The organism is Robiginitalea aestuariiviva (assembly GCF_029537735.1).
GTDB classification, from domain to species: domain Bacteria; phylum Bacteroidota; class Bacteroidia; order Flavobacteriales; family Flavobacteriaceae; genus Robiginitalea; species Robiginitalea aestuariiviva.
In genome coordinates, this window is sequence record NZ_JARPUQ010000002.1 from 1,184,345 (window position 1) to 1,203,999 (window position 19,655).

Genomic DNA, 19,655 nt, shown 5'->3' on the forward strand with positions numbered 1-19,655 from the left:
GTATCTTTAGCCTTCAGGAAGAAACCAGAACTATGGACGTTACCTTCAATAAAAACGAAGACCAGAATAAAATGCTGCGCACCGCCCTGCGTAAGGCCTATGCCCAAGTCAAAAAAGGAGGCGGGCAGGCCCGGATTGATAAATTGCACGCCGAAGGCAAAATGACCGCCCGCGAGCGCATCGACTACCTGCTGGACCAACCGGACCAGGCCCTGGAGATTGGGGCCTTTGCCGGGCATGAAATGTACGCGGACCATGGGGGCTGTCCTTCCGGGGGCGTGGTGGTTAAAATCGGGAAAGTATCCGGCCGGTTGTGTGTGGTCGTTGCCAACGACGCCACGGTAAAGGCCGGGGCCTGGTTCCCCATCACCGGGAAGAAAAACCTCAGAGCTCAGGAAATAGCCATGGAAAACCGCCTGCCTATCATCTACCTGGTAGACAGCGCCGGGGTCTACCTCCCCATGCAGGACGAAATATTCCCGGACAAGGAGCATTTTGGCCGCATCTTCCGCAACAATGCCCAAATGAGCAGTATGGGTATCCCGCAGATTGCCGCGGTTATGGGCAGCTGCGTGGCCGGGGGGGCCTACCTCCCCATCATGAGCGACGAAGCCCTGATTGTAGACAAAACCGGGAGTATTTTCCTGGCCGGGAGCTACCTGGTAAAGGCGGCTATCGGGGAGTCCGTAGACAACGAAACCCTGGGCGGGGCCACCACCCATAGCGAAATTTCCGGGGTTACCGACTACAAGGCGGCCAACGACCAGGATGCTTTGGACCGCATCCGTAGCCTGATGGACAAAATGGGGGCCCGGCCACAGGCCGGGTTCGATCGCAAAAAAGCCATCGCTCCGGGCAAAGATCCGGAAGACATCTTTGGCATCCTGCCCGGTTCCCGTTCGGAGCCCTACAACATGCTGGAACTGATCGAGCGCCTGGTGGACGCGGATTCCTTTGAACAATACAAGGAAGGTTATGGCAAGACCCTGCTTACCGGGTATGCGCGTATAGACGGCTGGGCCGTGGGGATTGTGGCCAACCAGCGCAAGGTGGTCAAAACCAAAAAAGGAGAAATGCAATTTGGAGGGGTTATCTACTCCGATTCCGCGGACAAGGCCACCCGCTTTATCGCCAATTGCAATCAGAAGCGCATTCCCCTGGTGTTCCTGCAGGATGTGACCGGGTTTATGGTAGGCAGTAAGAGCGAGCACGGGGGCATCATAAAGGACGGGGCCAAAATGGTGAATGCCGTAAGCAATTCGGTAGTCCCCAAATTTACCGTGGTGATCGGGAACAGCTACGGAGCCGGAAACTACGCCATGTGCGGCAAGGCCTACGACCCCCGCCTGATGGTGGCATGGCCCAGCGCAGAGCTGGCGGTGATGAGCGGGAATTCCGCTGCCAAGGTGTTGCTGCAGATTGAAACGGCCCGTCTTAAAAAACAAGGGGAGCGCCTTTCCGAAGCCAAGGAGAAGGCGCTGTACGAACAGATCAAGAATCGATACGACAATCAGGTTTCCCCCTATTATGCCGCCGCCCGCCTCTGGACGGATGCCATTATTGACCCCCTGGAAACCCGCCATTGGATCTCCACCGGTATTGAAGCCGCCAACCACGCGCCCATTGAAAAGGCGTTCAATATGGGCGTGCTCCAGGTGTAACTTACTGCCCCCTGAGGTTTACGGTAAGCGTGCCGGGCTTCTCAAGGCGCAGGATTAGCGGGGGCCTACCCTGACGGGTAAAGCGCAGCAAATCGCCAGCGGCTGCTAGGATCCGGTACCGGCCGCGGGCATCCGTACGGGTTTCTTTCCGGGTATTGAGGTTTTCTACCCGCACTTCCGGCAACCCCTGCCGGCCGTAAAATACAAACCCGCTTACGGGGGCCTGGTTCCGGGCCCGAAAGCGTTCCACTGAACGGTTGCGCACCTTTCTGGGGTTATCCGAATACAGAGTGGTCTGCAGGTAGAACCCCAGGGTATGAGCGCCAATCCGCTCCCATTTGCCCTGGCTGGCATAGCGGCGGTAGGTATCCCCCCCGATTTCCTGAGAGGCCGGAAGGGCCAATGCAATGGTAGGAGAGCCGTAGACGGCCAGCAATTCCAGGCTCAGGTAAAAATCGTCTTCCACCCAGATTGCGTAGGGTTCCAGGTCTACCACCACCTCCCGGGCACCTCCGGGAAGCATATGGCGTATCCCCATCCCGCTGGTATTAAGGTGTTGCCCGGGGCTGTCTTTGGCTTCCGGGCGGTAAATGTTGATTCGGAGCAGGACGCTATCCGCAGCGTTCTCTCGCACATTGAAAAACAGGGTGTTGAGTCGCCGCATCCCGCGGTTCACCGGTACCCGGGCAGCCAGTTCGGCCCCCAGGGCCAGGCTGTCCTTCCAATACGCCAGGTCCCAGGTGTCCTGCAGGGGATACCCTACCATTTCCTCCAGGGTATATTGCGGGAGGCGGGAAACCACAACCTCATCGAGGGCTATAGCCTCGGGCTCCAGGGCCACAGACCACCTGCCATCGGCCGGCAACTGGTCCCAGGGCAGGGAAACCGGGCGGTACCCCAGGCTGGATATCCGCAACAGGTCGGCAGGTTCTACCTGCCCCGGACGCACCCAGAGCTCGTACTGGCCATCGGCATCCGTAACCGTGCCCAGAGCCTTCCCCACTACCCCAATGTTCACATAGGGTACGGGGCGGCCCGTAGCGGCATCCGTGAGGCGCCCCTGTAAAAGGGACTGGGCGGAAGCGCCCAGCGCCCCGCCCAGTATACAGAAAAACAGTAATACCCTTCCGGTCATGGTTACCGAACCACACTAACGCCCGGGTTTACCAGGGTTAACAGTTCCTGGTTAACGCCTTTAAGCTGCAGGCGGAAAGTGCGCACCTGCTGCTGTTGCCCCCGCTGCCCGTAACGGGTGTAGGTGGTGATCTTCACGTAGGTGGGGGTCAGGCTCTTGTTCCCGTGATAGACCGCATTCACCTTCCAGGTGCCCGGCAGGTTTTCGTCTATCACAAACTCCGCGACCGAATACCCATTGTCCTTTTCGTCCAGAATCAGGGCCTCATTGTCCGCATAGGTATGCTTCCAGGTGGTGTACTGCCCTTCCGGGTTTACAAACTGCAGGTCGAATTCGGCCTCGCTGTCGTTCCATTCCACCACCACCCGGGTGCTGCCGTCCACATAGGGGTCCGTCTGTACCTTCCGGGGGTCTGCCCCAAGGCTGCGGCCTTCCAAAGCCAGCAGGTTATCGCTCTCGTGCTGTATGATCTTGCCGAATTCCTCCGAAGCGGTCAGGTACCCCTCGTCCAGCAGGTATTTGTAGCGGGCGTACATGGCGGCCGCCTTTCCGGCTTCCCCTGCCGCCCGGTAAGCCCGGGCAAGGTCCAGGTAAGACTGGCTGTAGTGCGGCCTCAGGATAAAAATATCCTTATATAAATCCAGGGCTTCATCGGGCATACCCAATTCCTGATAGCGATAGGCCAACACCTTGAGCAGGGTGGCATTCTGGCTCCATTTTTTACGTTGGGCAGTCCCTATTTCTTCTGCCACTGCAATACCCCCGGAACGTTCACTAAAATGTAGGAAGGCGTCCAGGTAAAAGTATGGGGAGGCATTATAAGAGGCCTCATATTCATAATATGCCTTTTGAGCCTCCTCCAGGGTAGGAGCATTTTCGAGGGCTTTGAGGTACGCGGGGGCACCTTGGGCCACCTCGGTCCCGGAGAGTACTTTCCCGGTTACATAATTGTTTTTCAAGCGGGCCTGGTCCTGTTGTTTGGCTGCTACCGCGGCCTGTCCGTTAACCGTGTTGATAATGATAACCCCACCACTGTTTTCTGCAGATGCCCCATACCTAACATTAAAGGCTAAAGATGATACGATGGCCATGCGTTTAATGGAATTAACATCTAACCAAAGTGGCACATCCGAGAAAATCTGACCATCCACGTCGTACATCGCTACCCTCGCTCTGGAAATCGATCCAGGTCCCCTGATGACAATATATCCTCCGCGCATACAGTCACCTACAGCCCAAACTCCTGCAAACCGGTTACGAATTACATCCAGAACACATAACCCTATGGGGGCAATCTGTTCATCTGTCATGATCCTAATTTTTCCCGGAGCCGTAGTGGCATCAATAATCCCATATGCAGTCTGGATCAGGTTTGGATTCGTCCGATATTCAGCAGCCAGATCCGCCTGTGATTTCCGATTGCTTTTGGTTACGGTAACTTCATCCAGTTCCTGGATATCCGGTATCATAATCAGGTTCAAAAAACGGGTCACGTCCTCCACCCGCACCCGGTATTCCTTCATCCCCGTGTAGGAGTACATCAGCAGGTCCCCTGGTGAAGCCGCGACCTGGTATTTACCCTGGGCGTCTGTGAAGACCTGGGTGTCCGAACCTTCTACGGAAATACGGACATCCTGCAAGGCCTGGCTGCCATCTGTAATGGTCCCCGAAATCACCTGCTCCTCTTGGGCCCACAAGCCCTGGGCCACCAGCAGGAGGGCGGCTCCAATCCATACGCGTAGATGCATCATAATAAACGGTTTTTTGTCAGGTTGCTGAAAGAGTAAGCGGAATCGCTTTGTAGGGGAATTCTCTAAAATACATTAAATTTAAATAGGTTTTGCATTGCTTTAAATCTTTCCGGGTGTACACTTTGCTTATCATGGCGCTACGCAGTGTACCTTAGGCCCATCAGAGTAAGAAATGTGTATTTTTTTTAAATGAATTTATTTTTTTGAAGCGAAATTCGCCGGGTTATTCAAAGTAACCAGTTCATAATTCAGATTTTTGACCTGTAAGCGATGTACCTCAATTTCCATATGCTGCCTGGAGGTACCGTAGTGCTCATACCGGGTAATCTTCAGATAGGTTGGGGTGAGGGACTTATTGCCCAAATAGGTGACGTTAATGCGCCACCGTCCCGGAAGTGACCGGTCCAGAATAAATTCCTTGGAACTGAACCCGACGATCTTCTCCTGCATGATGGCTTCAGCATCTTCAAAGACCGAATGCCTCCAGGTATAGTACTGCCCTGAGGGATTGACAAATTGCAACTCAAAGTCGGCATCCGAATGGTTCCACTCCACAACAATGCGCATTGTACCTCGCGTTTCATCGTCTGGGTCTATATACACCGTATTATAGGATTTGGCGCTCAGCAACTCGCGCTTGTGCAGATTATATAGGTTATTAATTTCCCGTTCCAAAAATGGAGAGGCGTTCAGGGTATCCGAAGGCAGTTTTTCCTGGTTTACCAGATTACGGTATTGCTGTAAGAGCATATGGGCTCGCAGGGGTTCCCCCTGCATCCTTTTAATCCGCACCATATCCAGATAAGATTGCAAGTACTTCGGTCGAAGCCGGAAGATGGCTTCATAGGCATCCTCCGCCTTGTTGAGCCTGCCCTGGGATTCGTAATAGTACGCCAGGGCTTTTAGGGCCACCGGATGGTCTGCCAGCATTTGAGCATGTTCTTCAATCAAAGCATCTGCAACGGTAAAGTCCTCAAATTGCTCTGAAAAAACGCGGTAGGCGTCAACTACGAAATACGGAGAGCTCTTAATGCGCTCATTCAGGCTGTCATACCGGACCCTAGCTTCCTGAAGATTCTTACTGCCCTGTAAGAGGCTAAGGTGCCCGGGTAAATCCTTTATCAGGTCTGCTCGCGTAGGTACAGGGTTTTCCAGGTAATTATTTCGCAATCGTGCTAAATCGAATTCCTTTGTCTTTTTTGGCGAAAAACTTCTTGTATTTATCACTATTACACCGCCAGCCTGCCCGTAACGCGCCGTAAATCCAAGGCCCGCCACAATGGCGATTCGTTTGATGTTATCTAGGGGGATCCAAATGGGGGCCTCCCTGAAGATCATTCCATCTACATCCCAAAAAGGTGACAACGTTTGAGTAATGGAGCCTACGCCCCCACGGAGGGTTACCGTACCTCCCCCATAGCAATCACCCAAAACACGGATACCGGGTATCCTATTTCTGAGAAAATCCAGGATACAAACCCCTACAGGAAGAATCTCTTCTTCGGATATTACCCGGACCGAGTTGGCCATGGTACTTGCATCTATAAACCCAAAAGCGGTTTGAAACAAATTATTATTGTACGGATATTCCAGACGTAAATCCTCCTGAGTTTTTCGGATTCTTTTTTGAACAACCACTTCGTCCAACTCAATAATTTCGGGGAGCAGGACCGGGTTGTGAAATCGTGCAATGTCTTCTACAAGGTACCTGTAGGTCTTATAGCCAACTGCGGAAAAAACAAGCGTATCCCGGGTTTGAACCACAATCCGGTATTTCCCTTCGCCATTGGTAAAGGTTCCCGTATCGGTACCGGCTACGCGGATTGAAACATCTGCCAAGGGCAACCGGCCATCACTTACCGTTCCAGAAAGTTCACGTTGTTGCCCTGCTGTGAGTATAGGTAAGACAAGGAACATCAAAACGATACAACGCTGCATAGTCAATTGTTAATGGTCTTTCCTAAAATAATAAACAAATTTAAATGATTGGTGTAACGATCACACCTAATGCCTTGTTTTACTGATAGCTATACTATTAATTTCGGGATGGCGCATGTACTAAAACCCCGGAATTCCGGGTTTGAAATACTGTTCCGCCCGTAAGGTTAAAGTATCGTTAAAGTGGATAAATTGACGCAGGATAAAGAAAATGCCGGGGAAAAACCCGGCATTTTTCGCTGTAGCGCAGGGCTCCTAATTCATCGCCACCCGCACGCTCTTGGCAAGGCTAAAGAGGCGTTGGGGTACATCCTTGAGCTTGAGCTGGAATACACGGGTCTCCTTCCGCTGCGCCCGCGTCCCATACTGGTCGTAGATGGTCACCTTCAGGTAGGTGGGCGTCAGGCTTTTGTTGCCCTGGTAAGTCACATTGACCTCCCAGTTGCCCGGCAGGGATTCGTCAATCAGGAATTCCTGGGCGCTGTACCCCAGGCGTTTTTCCTGGCGGATGACCTCTTCGCTGGCGGCCATACTGTGGTTCCAGTTAAAATACTGCCCTTCCGGGTTCACAAATTGCAGGTCGAATTCGGCTTCCCCGTCATTCCACTCAAATACCAGGCGGGTACCCTTGAAATCGTTCTCTTCTGCCACGTAGAGGTCTGAACGCTTATCCGCCCCTACAATACTCGCCCGGTGCAGGTACAGCAGGTTGTTGTTTTCCCGCTCCAGGATAGGCCCGAAATGCAGGCTGTCCTGGGGCATCATCCCGTTTTGGGTCAGGTAGGCGTAGCGCTGGTAGATGCCGGCGGCCTTATCGTACTCCCCCAGTTCCCGGTAGCTGTTGGCTAAATCCATATAGGACTGCCCGTACTGGGCCCGCAGGCCCATCACTTCCTTGTACAGGGTGTTGGCCCGGGTATAGCGCCCCTGGGCCTGGTACACATAAGCCAGTGCCTTCAGCAAGACCGGGTTGCCTGCAAAGAGTCGCTGATGCTCCTCCAGCAAGGCATCTGCAAAGGCCTCCTCTTTCCGCACTTCGAAAAAGTGGCGGTACGCATCCAGAAAGAAAAAGGGAGAGCCGGAATATTTACCGGCGTAGGTTTCATAAACTTCCCGGGCCTGCACAGTAGAACCGGCATTTCGCAACTCCATGAGATAGGTAGGGGCATTGGCCGCCACCTGCTCCGGGCTCAGTACATCTCCCCGTACGTAATTGTTGCGCAGGCGGGCCATGTCCGTCAGGGCATTTCGGCGGGGGCTGCCGCTCATGGTATTGATCACGATAACGCCGCCGGCCCCTACATTCCCGTATTGGGTGGTCGTGGCAAAATTGTTCAGGATGGCCAGGCGCTTGATCTGTTTTACGTCCAGCCATACCGGGGCGGTATAGAAAATCTGCCCGTCAACGTCAAAAATCGCAGAACGTTGGTTAAAGATGGAGGAAGCCCCACGGATAAAGACCCGCCCGCCTTCCGGGTTGTCAAAACCCTGAAAGTTCCCGGCATCACTCTCGATTCCCTGGCCTGCTGTCAGGTTGGTCAGCTGATCGTTTACCCCGGCCCGGATCCCACCGGCACCAATACAGTCGCCCTGCACGCGTACGCCTGGGAACTGGTTGCGAAGAAGGTCCAGGATACACAGGGTTACCGGATTGATATCTTCTTCGTTCATAAACTGCACCTTTCCCGGAGCGGTATCGGCATTAAGAATGCCATAGGCCGTACGGATCAGCCGGTTGTTTACCGGGTATTCATAGGCCAGTTCCTTCTGGGTTTTCCGGTTGCTGCCCACCACCACAACTTCGTCCAGTTGGGCCACGTCCATCACCAGGGTGGGGTTCAAAATACGGGTCACATCTTCTACCCGGATGCTCAGGGGTTTCATCCCCTGGTAGGTAAAAGAAATATCATCCCCGGGGCTGGCCGCTATGGTATAGCGACCCGCGGCGTCGGTAAAGGTGCTGGTCTGCGAACCTTCTACCTGCACCGCTACGTTCTCCAGGGCAGTCCGGCCATCGGTAACCCGGCCGGTGATGGTACGTTGCTGGGCCATGAGCCCGGCGCCCGCCATCAGGGCAATCAATACCAAGATCTTTTTCATAACCAAGTGTTTTTTAGTCCTTAAAAGATACGGAATAAAGCAATGCGCCAAAAATACAACCGGGCCCTTTCCCTTTCAGGAAGATGCTCCATTGCCTTTGGGGTTGCGCCGGAATGCCGCTACTCAGTGTTGTTGGCGGAAGGCCTGGGGATAAGGTACAATTCCGTCTGCCGCCCGTCCACATAGCGGAAGCCTTCCGGGCCAAAATACCCGGGTTCCTCCAGCATGACGCGGATATCCCGTTGCCACTGGGGGAGGTTAACGGTAGTGTTGAGTTCTATGGCATAGACCGTCCCTGCATGGAGTCCGTAGGAGGCCCCGTCCGCGCCGGGTATCCCCTGCTGGGCATCCCACATCCCGATCGTGGTACCGGCCGAATGGCCGTAGGTGCCCAGGGGGTGGGTATAAATGGCCGGTTGCAGCCCTTGTTGGCGAGCCGCTTCAAGGGCAGCTTTCAGGATGTCGTTCCCGGTACGGCCCTCCCGCATCTGGGAGGTAAGGGCATCCTGCACGCGGTTGCCATCCATCAGCGCCTCCCGAAGAAATGCCGGGGCTTCCCGCTCTCCCGGGCGCAGCACGTAGGCCAGCTGCTGGCAATCCGTATTAAGCCGCAGGTACGTAATCCCAAAATCACAATGCAACAGGTCTCCGGGCATTATAGCCTGGGCCTCGGGGCGGTCCGAGAAGGAATACAGGTGGTCCTGCAGGGCCTCGGAGGTGCGCTGTATGTCTACGGTGGGGTGGAACCAGGTGTCCAGGCCCAGGTCTGTTACTTTCTGGCGCATCCACCATTCCACTTCTGCGGTGGTAGTGCGCCCGGGCATGATCACCGCTTCGGAAAAGGCCTCTGCTATAATCTGGTGGGTGATGCGTGCCAGATGAGCATACAGGGCCATCTCCCGGGGCGTCCGGGTTTCGATCCAGCCCACCGCCAGGTTTTCGGCCGAAACCACCCGGTTATGATACCGGCGCGGAAGGGCTTCCATAAACAGGTCGTAGTCCGTTTTGTCCAGCCCGTCGGCAATGTTGTGGTCTTTGGAAAAATTCAGGGCAATTTTATCCGGGTTGCGGGCCTCAATCAGCTCCACCAGCCGCTGCCACTGGTCCGGCTGTTTTTCCTTGTCCCAGGCGGACACAATGCTTTTGCCAATGTTGTAGCGGGCCACGGCCAGTTTTTCGGTAACCCCTGCAGCTTTATCCCGGTTAAAAAGCAGCATGGTCCGGCGGCGTGCACTAAGCCAGGTGGCCGGGAGAAAGGTCTTCAAAACAGGATCTTCATTATACTCCCGTGAAATCAGGATCCACATATCGATCCCCTCCCGGTCCATCAGGGCCGGCAATACGGTCTGCAGCCGTTCTTCCAGCAAGGCATCCACAACTTCGGCGCGATCGCGCTCGGGTAAAATGACCTGCCCGCTCAGCAAGGGGAAACAAAACCCCTGCATCAGGGCCGCTATCAAAACAATACGCTTCATGGTTCGGGTTTAAGGATAATAACTAAGTTCGTTTGGCCCGCAACTGCTTCAGGGTACTGGGCCGGTCTATTTTACCGCTGCGCGTTTCCGCAAAGGCTTCTGTCCAGTACACCGCCCTGGGCCAGTGGTTTTTCTCGAGGGCAACCTTTTCTTTGAGGCTGGCCAGCAAGGCCTCCCCATCCCCGGTGCCTTCCACCACCATCACCAGGCGCTCCCCCAACTGCGGGTCCTTTTCCCCGGCCAGGAAAAAACGGTGGTCCATAAACTCGGACAGCTTGGTTTCCAGGGTTTCCGGGAAGAGTTTAATCCCACCGGAATTTACTACCCGGTCTGCACGGCCCAGCCAGCGAAAAGTGGTCTCGGACAACAATTCCACCTGGTCGTTGGTCACCACGGGTTCTTCCCCCAAATAGGGGGCATATACCACCAGGCAACCCCGCGCATCCTGTTCAAAGCGGATGTCCGGCAGGGCCTGAAACGGGCCATCCGGGCTGATTGCCCTGGGCCCGCTTATGGGTTTTACCGCCACGTGGGTAATGGTCTCGGTCATCCCGTAGGTCTCGTAGATCTCGGCCGAGAAGTTCTTCAGGGTGCGCAACAGGGCGCGGGAAACGGGGGCGCCCCCGATAATCAGCCGGCCTACCTTGGGCAGGGATTTCAGGGAACTCCGGACCTGGGCCGGAGTAAGGGCAGTAAAATCGATCGGTTTCCCCAACTCCTTCAGCGGATTCAGGGAGGGTTTTACATAGTACAGGGACCATCCCAGCACCATGGCGCGTACCCACATCATTTTTCCGGCTATAGTAGATGCCGGCAGGCACAAAAGGGCGCGTGTCCCAGCTCCCAGCCCAAAATAGGCGCCGGTAGCCCGCGCACTGGCTACCATTTTTTCCTTTTCCAGCAGGATGGGTTTGGGCGGGCCGGTAGAACCAGAGGTTTGCTGCACAATATGGGGGCTATCCGATATCCAGTCTAACAGGAAATCTCCTATCTCCTTTTCGAAGGGCTCCCCTTCTTTGATCAGGCTATAGGCAATCTCCGCAATATCCTCATAGGAATACGGGATCCGGTTCAGGCAAAAGGCGGCGTGGTGAACGTGTTTCATGCGTCTTGGGTTTCAAAGGCTGCACGGGCAGCCTCGGCCGAAGCCACAGGGCCCGCCAGGCGGGATTTCCAGTTTTTCCACCCGTATTTGCGACCGAAAATCCACAGCAGCAGGGGGAAAACCACAAAAATCGGGATAAAGGCATCCCAGCTCAGGGCGGGGCTGGATACATCCCGGTACAGGGAATCGGTCTGGAAGGCGGTCCAGTCTGCCGTGACCAGCAAGGCAGTAACCAGGTTGTTGGCGGCGTGGAAGCCCAGGGCCAGTTCCAGGCCTTCGTCCATCAGGGTGATGATGCCCAGGAAAAATCCGGTGCCGATATAATAGACCATACTCCAGTAGCCCAGTTTTTCCACCTCGGGGTTCCCCAGGTGCATGAGCCCGAACAGGACAGAGGTCACCACCAGGGGTACCCATCGGTTGCCGGCCATAATTCCCAGGCCCTGCATCATGTGGCCCCGGAAGAGGTATTCCTCAAAACTGGTCTGCAGGGGAATCAAAAGCAGGGCAATGACTGCCAGCTTCCAGAAGGCATCCCACCGGAAATTCCAGACGTAATGGTCCGGGGAGAGCCAGATATCCACCCCGGTAATGAGCACCGTGAGCAGGCCCCAGAGGCCGAAGGCAAAAAAGATGCGTTTCCAGTCTACCCGGCGGCGGGAGGTGGTCAGGCTCCGGATGGACTGCGGATGTACCAGACGGGTCCAGCCCAGGACCACAAAGAGCCCAAAGGCCAGGGGCACCAGAAGGATAACCAGGGTGCCGTTGCGCCCGAATTGCCGGATCATATCGGCCATCATGGTTTCTACCGGTACGGGCGAAGCCAGGGTTGCCAGATAATTCAGTACCATCAGGGCGATAAAACCCAGGGGCAGTATCAGGTATTTCCAAATTCCGAGGTTACCCCGGTAGCCTTGTTCTATATACATAAGTTCATCAATTGATCCATATTCCAGCCCTGCGATCCGTCGTAGTGCAGGCTGCCGCCCCCGGTACGCAGGGGGCTGTCTAAATTGTTGGTGAAAAGGGAGCCGGTGCCCAACCCCTGAGGCATATCTGTCTTAAGAGTGGCCGTCCACTGCGCAATGGCATTCAGGCCAATGTTGCTCTCCAGGGCGCTGGTCACCCACCAGCCGATCCCGCGGGCTTCGGCCTGGCGGATCCAGGCCTCGGAGGCCGCCCAACCGCCCACCAGGCTGGGCTTTAAAATAATGTATTGTGGGCGTATTTCGTCCAGCAGGGCCTCCTGCCGGGTCAAATCCCACACCCCGATCAGTTCTTCATCCAGGGCAATGGGCAGGGGCGTTTCCCGGCACAGGGCCGCCATGGCAGCCCATTGTCCGGCCCGGATGGGCTGTTCAATGGAGTGCAGCCCCAGGGCCGCCAGTTGCTCCAGCCGGCCGGGAGCTTGTTCCGGCGTAAAAGCACCGTTCGCATCTACCCGCAATTCCAGTAGTTCCTCCGGAAAGCGTTGGCGCAATCCTTGCAGCAACCGGAATTCGGTGTCGAAATCCAGGGCCCCGATCTTGAGTTTCAGGCAGCGATACCCCTCGGCCAGACGCGCCTCGATCTGGGATTGCATGAAGGCCGGTTCCCCCATCCAGATCAGCCCGTTAATCGGTACCGGTGTTCCAGAAAGAAAGGCCGAAGAATAGAGCTCCATGGGGTGTTGGGCCTGCAGCGACCTGAGGGCCTGTTCCAGACCAAACCGGATACTGGGCCACTCCCGCAGCCCTTCTAAAAGCGATTCAGGATCTGTGGCAGCCTCCCGGCACACCTGCGCCAGGCGCTGCTCAAACCCAGGGCGGTCGTCGGCACTCAGCCCGCGAAACAACCCGCATTCCCCGATGCCGAAAGCCTCGCCCCTGCTCAGGGTAATAAAATGCGTTTCCTTCTGGGTAAGCACGCCCCGGGAAGTCCCGCCGGGACGCTTAAAGCTGAGGATGTGACTGCAGTATCGGGCTTTCATACCAGTGACCCAAATTTACGTATATTTTGGGACCTTAATCGCATAAATCATGTACGGAACCGATACTGTGGTATGGATTACCGGTGCGTCCTCCGGGATTGGAGAAGCCCTGAGTTACCACCTGAGCGAACTGGGCTGCTGGCTGATCCTTTCCGCCCGCCGGGAAGAACGGCTCCGGGAGGTTCGGAACGCCTGCGCCTCCCCGGAGCGGGTAGCCCTGGTTCCCCTGGACCTGGGCGTGCCCGATACCCTGCCCGAAAGGGCAGCAGCGGCCCTGGCCTGTTACGGGCGGGTAGACGTGCTGGTAAACAATGCCGGGCTAAGCCAGCGTTCCAAAATCCTGGACACCGAAATGGCCGTTTATGAACGTTTGATGCAGGTAAACTATTTGGGGACAGTGGCCCTGAGTAAGGCATTACTACCGGCATTCCTCGAACAAGGCAGCGGGCATTACGCCACGGTAACCAGCCTGATGGGCAAATTCGGCTCCCCCTTGCGTTCCGGGTATTGCGGGGCCAAACACGCCCTGCACGGTTTTTTTGACGTGCTGCGGATGGAACACGGCCACCAGGGCATACAGGTGAGCATGATCTGCCCGGGATTTGTGCAAACGGACGTGGCCCGCAATGCCCTTACGGCTACCGGCGCGCCCCAGCAAAAACAGGACCAGGCCACGGCCGCCGGTATGGCACCGGACCGCTTTGCCCGAAAAATGTGGCGGGCCATCTGCAAAGGGAAATGGGAAACCTATATTGGCGGGCAGGAAGTAATGGGCATTTACCTGAAACGGTTCTTTCCCCGACTGCTGCACCGGGTCGTACTCCGCAGCCAGGTGGTCTGATCAGAGGGTTACCCCCTCCCCTATTTCGGGCAGCAACAACTCTACTCCCAGTTTCTGGAATTCCGCCTGGGCGGCTTCCTTGTCGATCTCGATGTATCCGAAGGTGTCGTAGTGCACCCCCATGGCGCGGGGACATTCCACAAAGCGGGCGGCCTGGGCCGCATCCTTGGCTCCCATGGTAAAGTTATCCCCAATGGGCAGCACAGCCAGGTCTACAGGCCCGTCCATCGGAATCAGTTTCATGTCCATGTGCAGGGCCGTATCGCCCGCAATATACACGGTCTTGCCCCCGCTATTAAGGACAAAGCCGCCAGGTTGCCCGCCGTAACTGCCATCCGGGAAGGAAGAGGTGTGAACGGCGTTCACATATTTGAGCCACCCAAAGGGAAAATCCCGCGCTCCCCCATGGTTCATGGGGTGCCCGTCAAGACCTTTTCCCTGATAATGGGTAATGATCTCGTAGTTGCTGATAAGCGTGGCACCACTGGCTTTGGCCAGGGCCTCTACATCCAAAATATGATCCTGGTGGGCATGGGTAAGTAAGATAAAATCCGGATGCAACTGGTTCAGGCTAACCTTGCCCTTAGCCAGCTCGTTGGCCGTAATAAAAGGATCTACTACCAGCTCGTGGTCTGCTGTGCGGATTTGCAGGGAGCCATGACCGAGAAAAACGATTTCCATAGGTGTGGTTTTTCTCAAAGTTAGGGAACTGGTCGGGTTAATCCCAGGAATTGCCACAGGTGATTTTGGCACAGCATGTGCCAAAAATGCCAGGGGTGGCAGGGTCCAGTTAGTTATTTGAAGTTAAACCAGAACCGAACCCCCTGCTCCAGCTTGTCGATATTCAGGGTGGATTGCAATTGGTTTACCAGGCGGCGCATCAGGCGAATGCCCATGGAGTTCTCGGCCCGTTCCTCGGATTCCTCGGACATCCCCACCCCATTATCCGTGTATTCAAAGAAACCGCCCCCTCCGTTTTTGCGGATATGGATGTAGATCATCCCCTCCTGCTCGGGATCCGGGAAGGCGTATTTGAAGGAATTCGAAACAAGTTCATTCAGGATGAGGCCTATGGGAATGGCCCGGTCTATATCCAGTTCCACCCCTTCCGCATCGATGGTGATGTTGATGTTGTGCCCGCCCTTTTTGAAGACGGACTGCACACTGTTGATCAGGCTTTCGATGTAGCCTTGCATTTCAATGACGGAAAGGTCGTCGTTCTGGTAGAGTTTCTGGTGGATCAGGGCCATAGCCTTCACCCGGGTCTTGCCTTCCTCCAAGGCCTCAATAGCCGCCCGGCTCCGGGTGTTCTTGGCCTGCAGGCTCAGCAGGCTGGAAACCATCTGCAGGTTGTTTTTTACCCGGTGGTGGATCTCCTTCAACAGGGAATCTTTTTCCACCAGCGACTTTTCAATAAAGTGCTTTTGTTCCGCCATCAGGCGCTGGTTCTTGATATTTTTCAGGTAGGCGTACACCAGCCCGGCAAAACCCAGCAGGGTAAAGACCAGGGAAATAAATACAAGGTTAATCTGGGTGTCCTGGGCCTGCAGGAGCGCATCCCGACTTTCCAGGGTGAGCTGCAACCTGCTGTTGGCCTTATTGGTACTTTCCAGTTCTTCCTGGGAAACCAGGGCCAGCAACTGTTGTTTTTCCAGGGCATCCATGGTCCATTCCAGGGAATCCCGAATGCGGGCATTCTTTTTGAGGCTGCGGACTTGTGCCTGTAAATCTTCTTTCTGTTCGTAGTAGTCCGCCCAAAGCCGGTTGAATTTTAACCGGAGGGGAATAAGTTCCGGTTCTTCCTGTTGGCGCAGGTATTCCACAGCCTTGTCCGGGTTACTCATCTGCAGGTAGGCCTCGGCCAGGGCCAGCCGGTTCTCTGCTACAATGGCCAGGTCTTTATCGCTGCTTGCCCCCCGCATGGAGGCAATACTGTTTTCCAGGAAAGGAAGGGATTCCGAGAATTGGTTCAGCTGTACGTGAGACCGCCCCATATTGCCTTCGATAATAGCTTTCAGCCGTCGGGCTTCCTCCAGATCCTCCCCGGATTCTATGCGCTCGGGTTCATTGAGATAGATGTTCACATACCCAAGTGCTTTGATCATGTAACTCTGGCCGGTTGCTGCTGATTTATCCCGAATCAGAAACAGCCCCACGTCATTCTGGTACCTGGCTTGTCCAATCAGGTCCGCAGGATCCAGCTGGCTTTTCCGCTCCGCGATATAGAGGTTCATCGCCTTGCGGTAATTCCCCAGGGCTTCGTATATGTCGTAGAAGGAAATCTTGTCGGTGATGCCCAGGTCCTGCATCATTTTTCGCACCTCCAGTTGTTTTTCATACAACTTCAGGCTTTTAAAATTGCGTTCCTGCAGCTCCAGGAGAATGGCCTGAAGATTGGAATCCTGAGCTTCAACCAGGTCGGTCAACAACTCGTTGACCAGGGAAACGCTCCGGTCGTAGCTGCGCAGGTCGTGAAAGAGTTCGGCCTGCATTATTTCGTAGAGGCGGGTGGCAGCTGTATCGCCTTCCTGAGAAGCCTGGTTATAGCGCTGGGTAACCACATCGAGCCAGTCGTAAGGCGACTGGTCACTGTAGCGGTCTGCCTGTTGATAGAAAAATTCGAATTGTCCCCTGGCTGTGGGCAACTGCCCGAACTCCTGCAGGTTGCTCGGTTCTTCGTCCCGCATATCCTGCCCCTGTACGGTGCCATACAGGCACAGCAGCAAAGTTAAAGCAACCTTGAGGTGTAGCGATTTCATGATTTTGCCCTATACCCCTTTTATACCCCGGGGTGGGGGTTAATGTCGTCTTTCAAACTTACGGCAAATCGCCGGCTTTCCGTAGCTTTTGTTGTCAACCCCAAACATTCTGTGGTCAGCTAACGCGTGGGGATTCCATAGCCCTGGCCTGGAATGGAAAAAGGCCGTGTCCGCAGACACAGCCTTTTCCTGTTGAAAGTAAGATTTGGGGATCTTCAATCGTTTATGCCCCAAATGTAAGGCGCACTTGCGTACGCTTTTTGAAATTGTTGTGTACCCCGTTAGAATTGTGGTAAAAATACTTGATAAGGTTGGCTCATCGACGAACGGTAAACCCCGGAGTTGCGGGGGGCCTTAAAAGAGAAAGAGCCCTGTCGGTTTGCGGCAGGACTCTTTCACGAGAACACTATATGAAAATGAAAAACTTAATCTCTTAAGAACACTGCTAAAATACGCCGGGAAGGTACGGGCCGCCAACTTTTTGTTGTGAATCGGCCCTAAAGTGTGGTGAAAACACCGAAAGGGTTAAAATGCCCGTAAAAACGGGTCAGGAATTCATGGAGGAGATAATAAATTCCTTGAAATCCTTGGAAATCGGGATCAGGTTGTTGTTGATCATGATATCCTTGGAGTTGATGGCATCAATATGGTCTACATTCACGATGTAGGACTTGTGCGCCCGGTAAAATTTGTTCCGGGGTAATTTTTCCAGGTAATCTTTCAGGGGGGAGCGCACCAGGAATTTCTTGTCCTTGGTATTGACCTCCAAATAAACGTTGTCCGCCTTGATGAACTGTATGTCGTCAAACTGTATGCGATAGTAAAGGTGTTGCTTTTTGACGAAAATGGAATCCTTCAGCACGGAACTGGTATTGACACCTTCACTTGCCTCTTCGTCTGACCCGCCGTGGGTGGCCGGCTTCTGCCCTTTGCTATAATTGGACAGGGCAATCTCGATGGAGGTATAGAGGTCCTGCTGCTCAAATGGCTTGACCAGGTATCCGTTGGGTTTTACCGTTTTGGCATTTTCAACGGTGGCCCGGTCGGAGTTTGAAGTCACAAAGATGAAAGGGATATCGTATTGGGCCCGGATGTGTTTCCCCAGGTCAATCCCGGTTTTGTCGGATGCCAGGATGATGTCGATCAGCACCAGGTCCACTTCCTGCGATTTCAGCACTTCCACCGCCTGCTCGTATACAATCACATTGTCGACGATCTCGTAACCGATTTCCTCGAGCATGGATTGCATGTCGTCTGCGATAATCACATTGTCTTCAACAATGAGGATTTTGATGGGCTGTTCCAAAATCGCTTGGGTTTAGAAGGTTATCGCTTTCAAAATTACAAAAAATAATGATTCAACAGGTAGAGCAACAAGCCCAGGGCAAAGGTGCTCAGGGCCACCTTCTTCAATTCCGGGTCCAGGGCCCGGGCTTCCCTGGCCCGTACAAAGCAAACCAGGTGCCAGGCCAGGCCCAGGAAGGGGAGCAGCACCAGGGCGGCCATTGCCGGCCGCGGCTGTATAAAGACGTAGGCCACCATAGCGGTAAAGCCGGTCAGGCATAGCACCCAATGGTACACCCGCCCCCATCTGGGCCCCAGGCGAACAGCCAGGGTGATTTTCCCTGCAGCCCGGTCCGGCTCCAGGTCCCGGAGGTTGTTCAGGTTCAGGACAGCGGCAGAGAGGGCCCCAATGGCAATGGCGGGCAGCCAGGCTTCCGCCAGCAGGGTCTGGGTATACAGGAACTGACACCCCTGTACACTAAGTAACCCAAAAAAAAGGAAGACAAAAAGATCGCCCAGGCCTTTGTAGCCATAGGCGGTATTGCCCACCGTATAACGGATGGAGGCCCAGATGGCACATAACCCGAGTAACCCGAATAACAGGAAGTACCACAGTTGCCCGGCCCCGAAAGCCCGCAAAAGGGTAGCCAGGGTAAGGGCAGCACTGATGGCGATCATTACCCAGATGCCCCGTTTCAGGGCAGCCCGGCTAATGGCCCCGCTTTGCAGGGCCCGGGCGGGACCTATGCGGCTGGCATTATCGGTACCCTTTACCCCGTCCCCGTAATCGTTGGCAAAATTGGAGGTAATCTGATAGGCCAGGGTGGTGGCCAGGGTAAGGGTAAAAAGCAAGGTGTCTTCAAGGCCCTGGGCACGGGCCATGGCCGTTCCGGCCAGGATGCCGGCTATCGAGAGGGGCAGGGTCCGCAATCGCGCGGCACCCAACCAGGTTTTCAGGGCAGCCAAGGCTACTTCGGGTCTTCGATTTTTACACGTTTACCATCCCGGTAAGACGCCACAAAGGCATCCTTAAAGCCCATATCCACCAATTCACTGCGAAAGCGCTGGGCCTCTTCCAGGGTTTCGAAATTCCCTATAGAATAGGCGTAAAACGGATTTGCCTTCACAAAAAGGGTGTTGCTCAGGGATTCGGAGGCCAGGCTCAGGTTGTTATCCACAAAGGCCTTTACCTGTACGGAATAGATGGTCTCTTTTTCCAGGAATTGCTTGGCCAGGTAGAAGTCCTTGACCAGGCTGAGCTCCTCATTTTGCTGCTTGAGGTTGCTGAGGCGGCTGCGAAAGACCTCCAGGCTGTCTATGGAGACATTCAGGTACTCCGCATTGTTTTGTTTGGCACTGGAGGTAAGCCCGACCGTGAAAGAAGCAATGGCCAGGGTGCCGATCAAAAACAGGGCCGTTACCCCGCCAAATAGATTGCGCTGCAGGCGGGCGCGTTTCAATTCCTTGTTCTTGTACTTGATCTGGTCCAGCAGGCGCTCGTTAATGATCTGCGCCTTATCGATATCCTTGTGCAATTCGAGCAGATCGCTCTCTTCTATAAAGGGCATAGGTTTGGCTTTGTTGGAAACTCCGCTAAATGTAACCAAAATGGGGGGATTCAACAAACCTTGGCCGGC

General features: G+C 54.8%; 15 protein-coding genes. 2 read left to right on the forward strand and 13 right to left on the reverse strand.

The window, feature by feature from the left end; all coding sequences use genetic code 11:
- Positions 1 to 32 precede the first annotated feature (32 nt).
- Positions 33 to 1,661, forward strand: coding sequence for an acyl-CoA carboxylase subunit beta (locus OZ410_RS12095; RefSeq protein WP_277708230.1), 1,629 nt, complete (start codon positions 33 to 35; stop codon positions 1,659 to 1,661).
- Position 1,662: 1 nt separating this feature from the next.
- Here OZ410_RS12095 and OZ410_RS12100 read toward each other — a convergent pair whose 3' ends face one another.
- The 8 genes from OZ410_RS12100 to OZ410_RS12135 form a co-directional block, all read right to left on the reverse strand.
- A complete protein-coding gene (locus OZ410_RS12100; protein ID WP_277708231.1) occupies positions 1,663 to 2,796 on the reverse strand; it encodes a carboxypeptidase-like regulatory domain-containing protein in 1,134 nt (377 codons plus the stop codon).
- A 2-nt stretch (positions 2,797 to 2,798) separates the two neighbouring features.
- Complete coding sequence (locus OZ410_RS12105; protein ID WP_277708232.1) at positions 2,799 to 4,547, reverse strand: carboxypeptidase-like regulatory domain-containing protein; 1,749 nt, start codon at positions 4,545 to 4,547, stop codon at positions 2,799 to 2,801.
- A gap of 195 nt (positions 4,548 to 4,742) precedes the next feature.
- Positions 4,743 to 6,485 (reverse strand): carboxypeptidase-like regulatory domain-containing protein, encoded by a 1,743-nt coding sequence (locus tag OZ410_RS12110; RefSeq protein WP_277708233.1) that lies wholly within the window; start codon positions 6,483 to 6,485, stop codon positions 4,743 to 4,745.
- A gap of 255 nt (positions 6,486 to 6,740) precedes the next feature.
- Complete coding sequence (locus tag OZ410_RS12115) at positions 6,741 to 8,585, reverse strand: carboxypeptidase-like regulatory domain-containing protein (RefSeq protein WP_277708234.1); 1,845 nt, start codon at positions 8,583 to 8,585, stop codon at positions 6,741 to 6,743.
- A gap of 119 nt (positions 8,586 to 8,704) precedes the next feature.
- A complete protein-coding gene (locus OZ410_RS12120) occupies positions 8,705 to 10,060 on the reverse strand; it encodes a M24 family metallopeptidase (RefSeq protein ID WP_277708235.1) in 1,356 nt (451 codons plus the stop codon).
- 22 nt (positions 10,061 to 10,082) lie between these two features.
- Positions 10,083 to 11,165, reverse strand: a complete 1,083-nt coding sequence (locus tag OZ410_RS12125) for an AMP-binding protein (protein WP_277708236.1) — start codon at positions 11,163 to 11,165, stop codon at positions 10,083 to 10,085.
- Positions 11,162 to 12,094, reverse strand: coding sequence for a CPBP family intramembrane glutamic endopeptidase (locus tag OZ410_RS12130; protein WP_277708237.1), 933 nt, complete (start codon positions 12,092 to 12,094; stop codon positions 11,162 to 11,164). Before OZ410_RS12130 ends, OZ410_RS12125 begins: the two co-directional genes overlap by 4 nt.
- Positions 12,085 to 13,134: an o-succinylbenzoate synthase gene (locus tag OZ410_RS12135; protein WP_277708238.1), complete on the reverse strand. Its 1,050-nt coding sequence runs from the start codon at positions 13,132 to 13,134 to the stop codon at positions 12,085 to 12,087. Before OZ410_RS12135 ends, OZ410_RS12130 begins: the two co-directional genes overlap by 10 nt.
- Before the next feature lie 49 nt (positions 13,135 to 13,183).
- Here OZ410_RS12135 and OZ410_RS12140 point away from each other — a divergent pair, with 49 nt between their 5' ends.
- Positions 13,184 to 13,975, forward strand: a complete 792-nt coding sequence (locus tag OZ410_RS12140; RefSeq protein WP_277708239.1) for an SDR family oxidoreductase — start codon at positions 13,184 to 13,186, stop codon at positions 13,973 to 13,975.
- Here the strand turns inward: OZ410_RS12140 and OZ410_RS12145 are convergent, their stop codons facing one another.
- The 5 genes from OZ410_RS12145 to OZ410_RS12165 all read right to left on the reverse strand — a co-directional run bounded on the left by OZ410_RS12145 (position 13,976) and on the right by OZ410_RS12165 (position 19,586).
- Positions 13,976 to 14,656, reverse strand: a complete 681-nt coding sequence (locus tag OZ410_RS12145; RefSeq protein WP_277708240.1) for a metal-dependent hydrolase — start codon at positions 14,654 to 14,656, stop codon at positions 13,976 to 13,978.
- A 113-nt stretch (positions 14,657 to 14,769) separates the two neighbouring features.
- Positions 14,770 to 16,734, reverse strand: a complete 1,965-nt coding sequence (locus tag OZ410_RS12150) for a sensor histidine kinase (protein ID WP_277708241.1) — start codon at positions 16,732 to 16,734, stop codon at positions 14,770 to 14,772.
- A gap of 547 nt (positions 16,735 to 17,281) precedes the next feature.
- Positions 17,282 to 18,040, reverse strand: coding sequence for a LytR/AlgR family response regulator transcription factor (locus OZ410_RS12155; protein ID WP_277708242.1), 759 nt, complete (start codon positions 18,038 to 18,040; stop codon positions 17,282 to 17,284).
- 35 nt (positions 18,041 to 18,075) lie between these two features.
- On the reverse strand, positions 18,076 to 18,984 hold the full coding sequence (gene menA, locus OZ410_RS12160) for a 1,4-dihydroxy-2-naphthoate octaprenyltransferase (RefSeq protein ID WP_277708243.1): 909 nt from the start codon (positions 18,982 to 18,984) through the stop codon (positions 18,076 to 18,078).
- A 2-nt stretch (positions 18,985 to 18,986) separates the two neighbouring features.
- Complete coding sequence (locus tag OZ410_RS12165; protein ID WP_277708244.1) at positions 18,987 to 19,586, reverse strand: SPOR domain-containing protein; 600 nt, start codon at positions 19,584 to 19,586, stop codon at positions 18,987 to 18,989.
- Positions 19,587 to 19,655 lie beyond the last annotated feature (69 nt).

Bases quoted from the DNA above. Each gene is read 5' to 3' on its own strand.
- OZ410_RS12145 (WP_277708240.1), bottom strand. From the start codon at position 14,656: ATGGAAATCGTTTTTCTCGGTCATGGCTCCCTGCAAATCCGCACAGCA.
- OZ410_RS12115 (WP_277708234.1), bottom strand. From the start codon at position 8,585: ATGAAAAAGATCTTGGTATTGATTGCCCTGATGGCGGGCGCCGGGCTC.
- OZ410_RS12095 (WP_277708230.1), top strand. From the start codon at position 33: ATGGACGTTACCTTCAATAAAAACGAAGACCAGAATAAAATGCTGCGC.
- OZ410_RS12150 (WP_277708241.1), bottom strand. From the start codon at position 16,734: ATGAAATCGCTACACCTCAAGGTTGCTTTAACTTTGCTGCTGTGCCTG.
- OZ410_RS12100 (WP_277708231.1), bottom strand. From the start codon at position 2,796: ATGACCGGAAGGGTATTACTGTTTTTCTGTATACTGGGCGGGGCGCTG.
- OZ410_RS12110 (WP_277708233.1), bottom strand. From the start codon at position 6,485: ATGCAGCGTTGTATCGTTTTGATGTTCCTTGTCTTACCTATACTCACA.
- OZ410_RS12125 (WP_277708236.1), bottom strand. From the start codon at position 11,165: ATGAAACACGTTCACCACGCCGCCTTTTGCCTGAACCGGATCCCGTAT.
- OZ410_RS12130 (WP_277708237.1), bottom strand. From the start codon at position 12,094: ATGTATATAGAACAAGGCTACCGGGGTAACCTCGGAATTTGGAAATAC.
- OZ410_RS12165 (WP_277708244.1), bottom strand. From the start codon at position 19,586: ATGCCCTTTATAGAAGAGAGCGATCTGCTCGAATTGCACAAGGATATC.
- OZ410_RS12120 (WP_277708235.1), bottom strand. From the start codon at position 10,060: ATGAAGCGTATTGTTTTGATAGCGGCCCTGATGCAGGGGTTTTGTTTC.
- OZ410_RS12105 (WP_277708232.1), bottom strand. From the start codon at position 4,547: ATGATGCATCTACGCGTATGGATTGGAGCCGCCCTCCTGCTGGTGGCC.
- OZ410_RS12135 (WP_277708238.1), bottom strand. From the start codon at position 13,134: ATGAAAGCCCGATACTGCAGTCACATCCTCAGCTTTAAGCGTCCCGGC.
- OZ410_RS12140 (WP_277708239.1), top strand. From the start codon at position 13,184: ATGTACGGAACCGATACTGTGGTATGGATTACCGGTGCGTCCTCCGGG.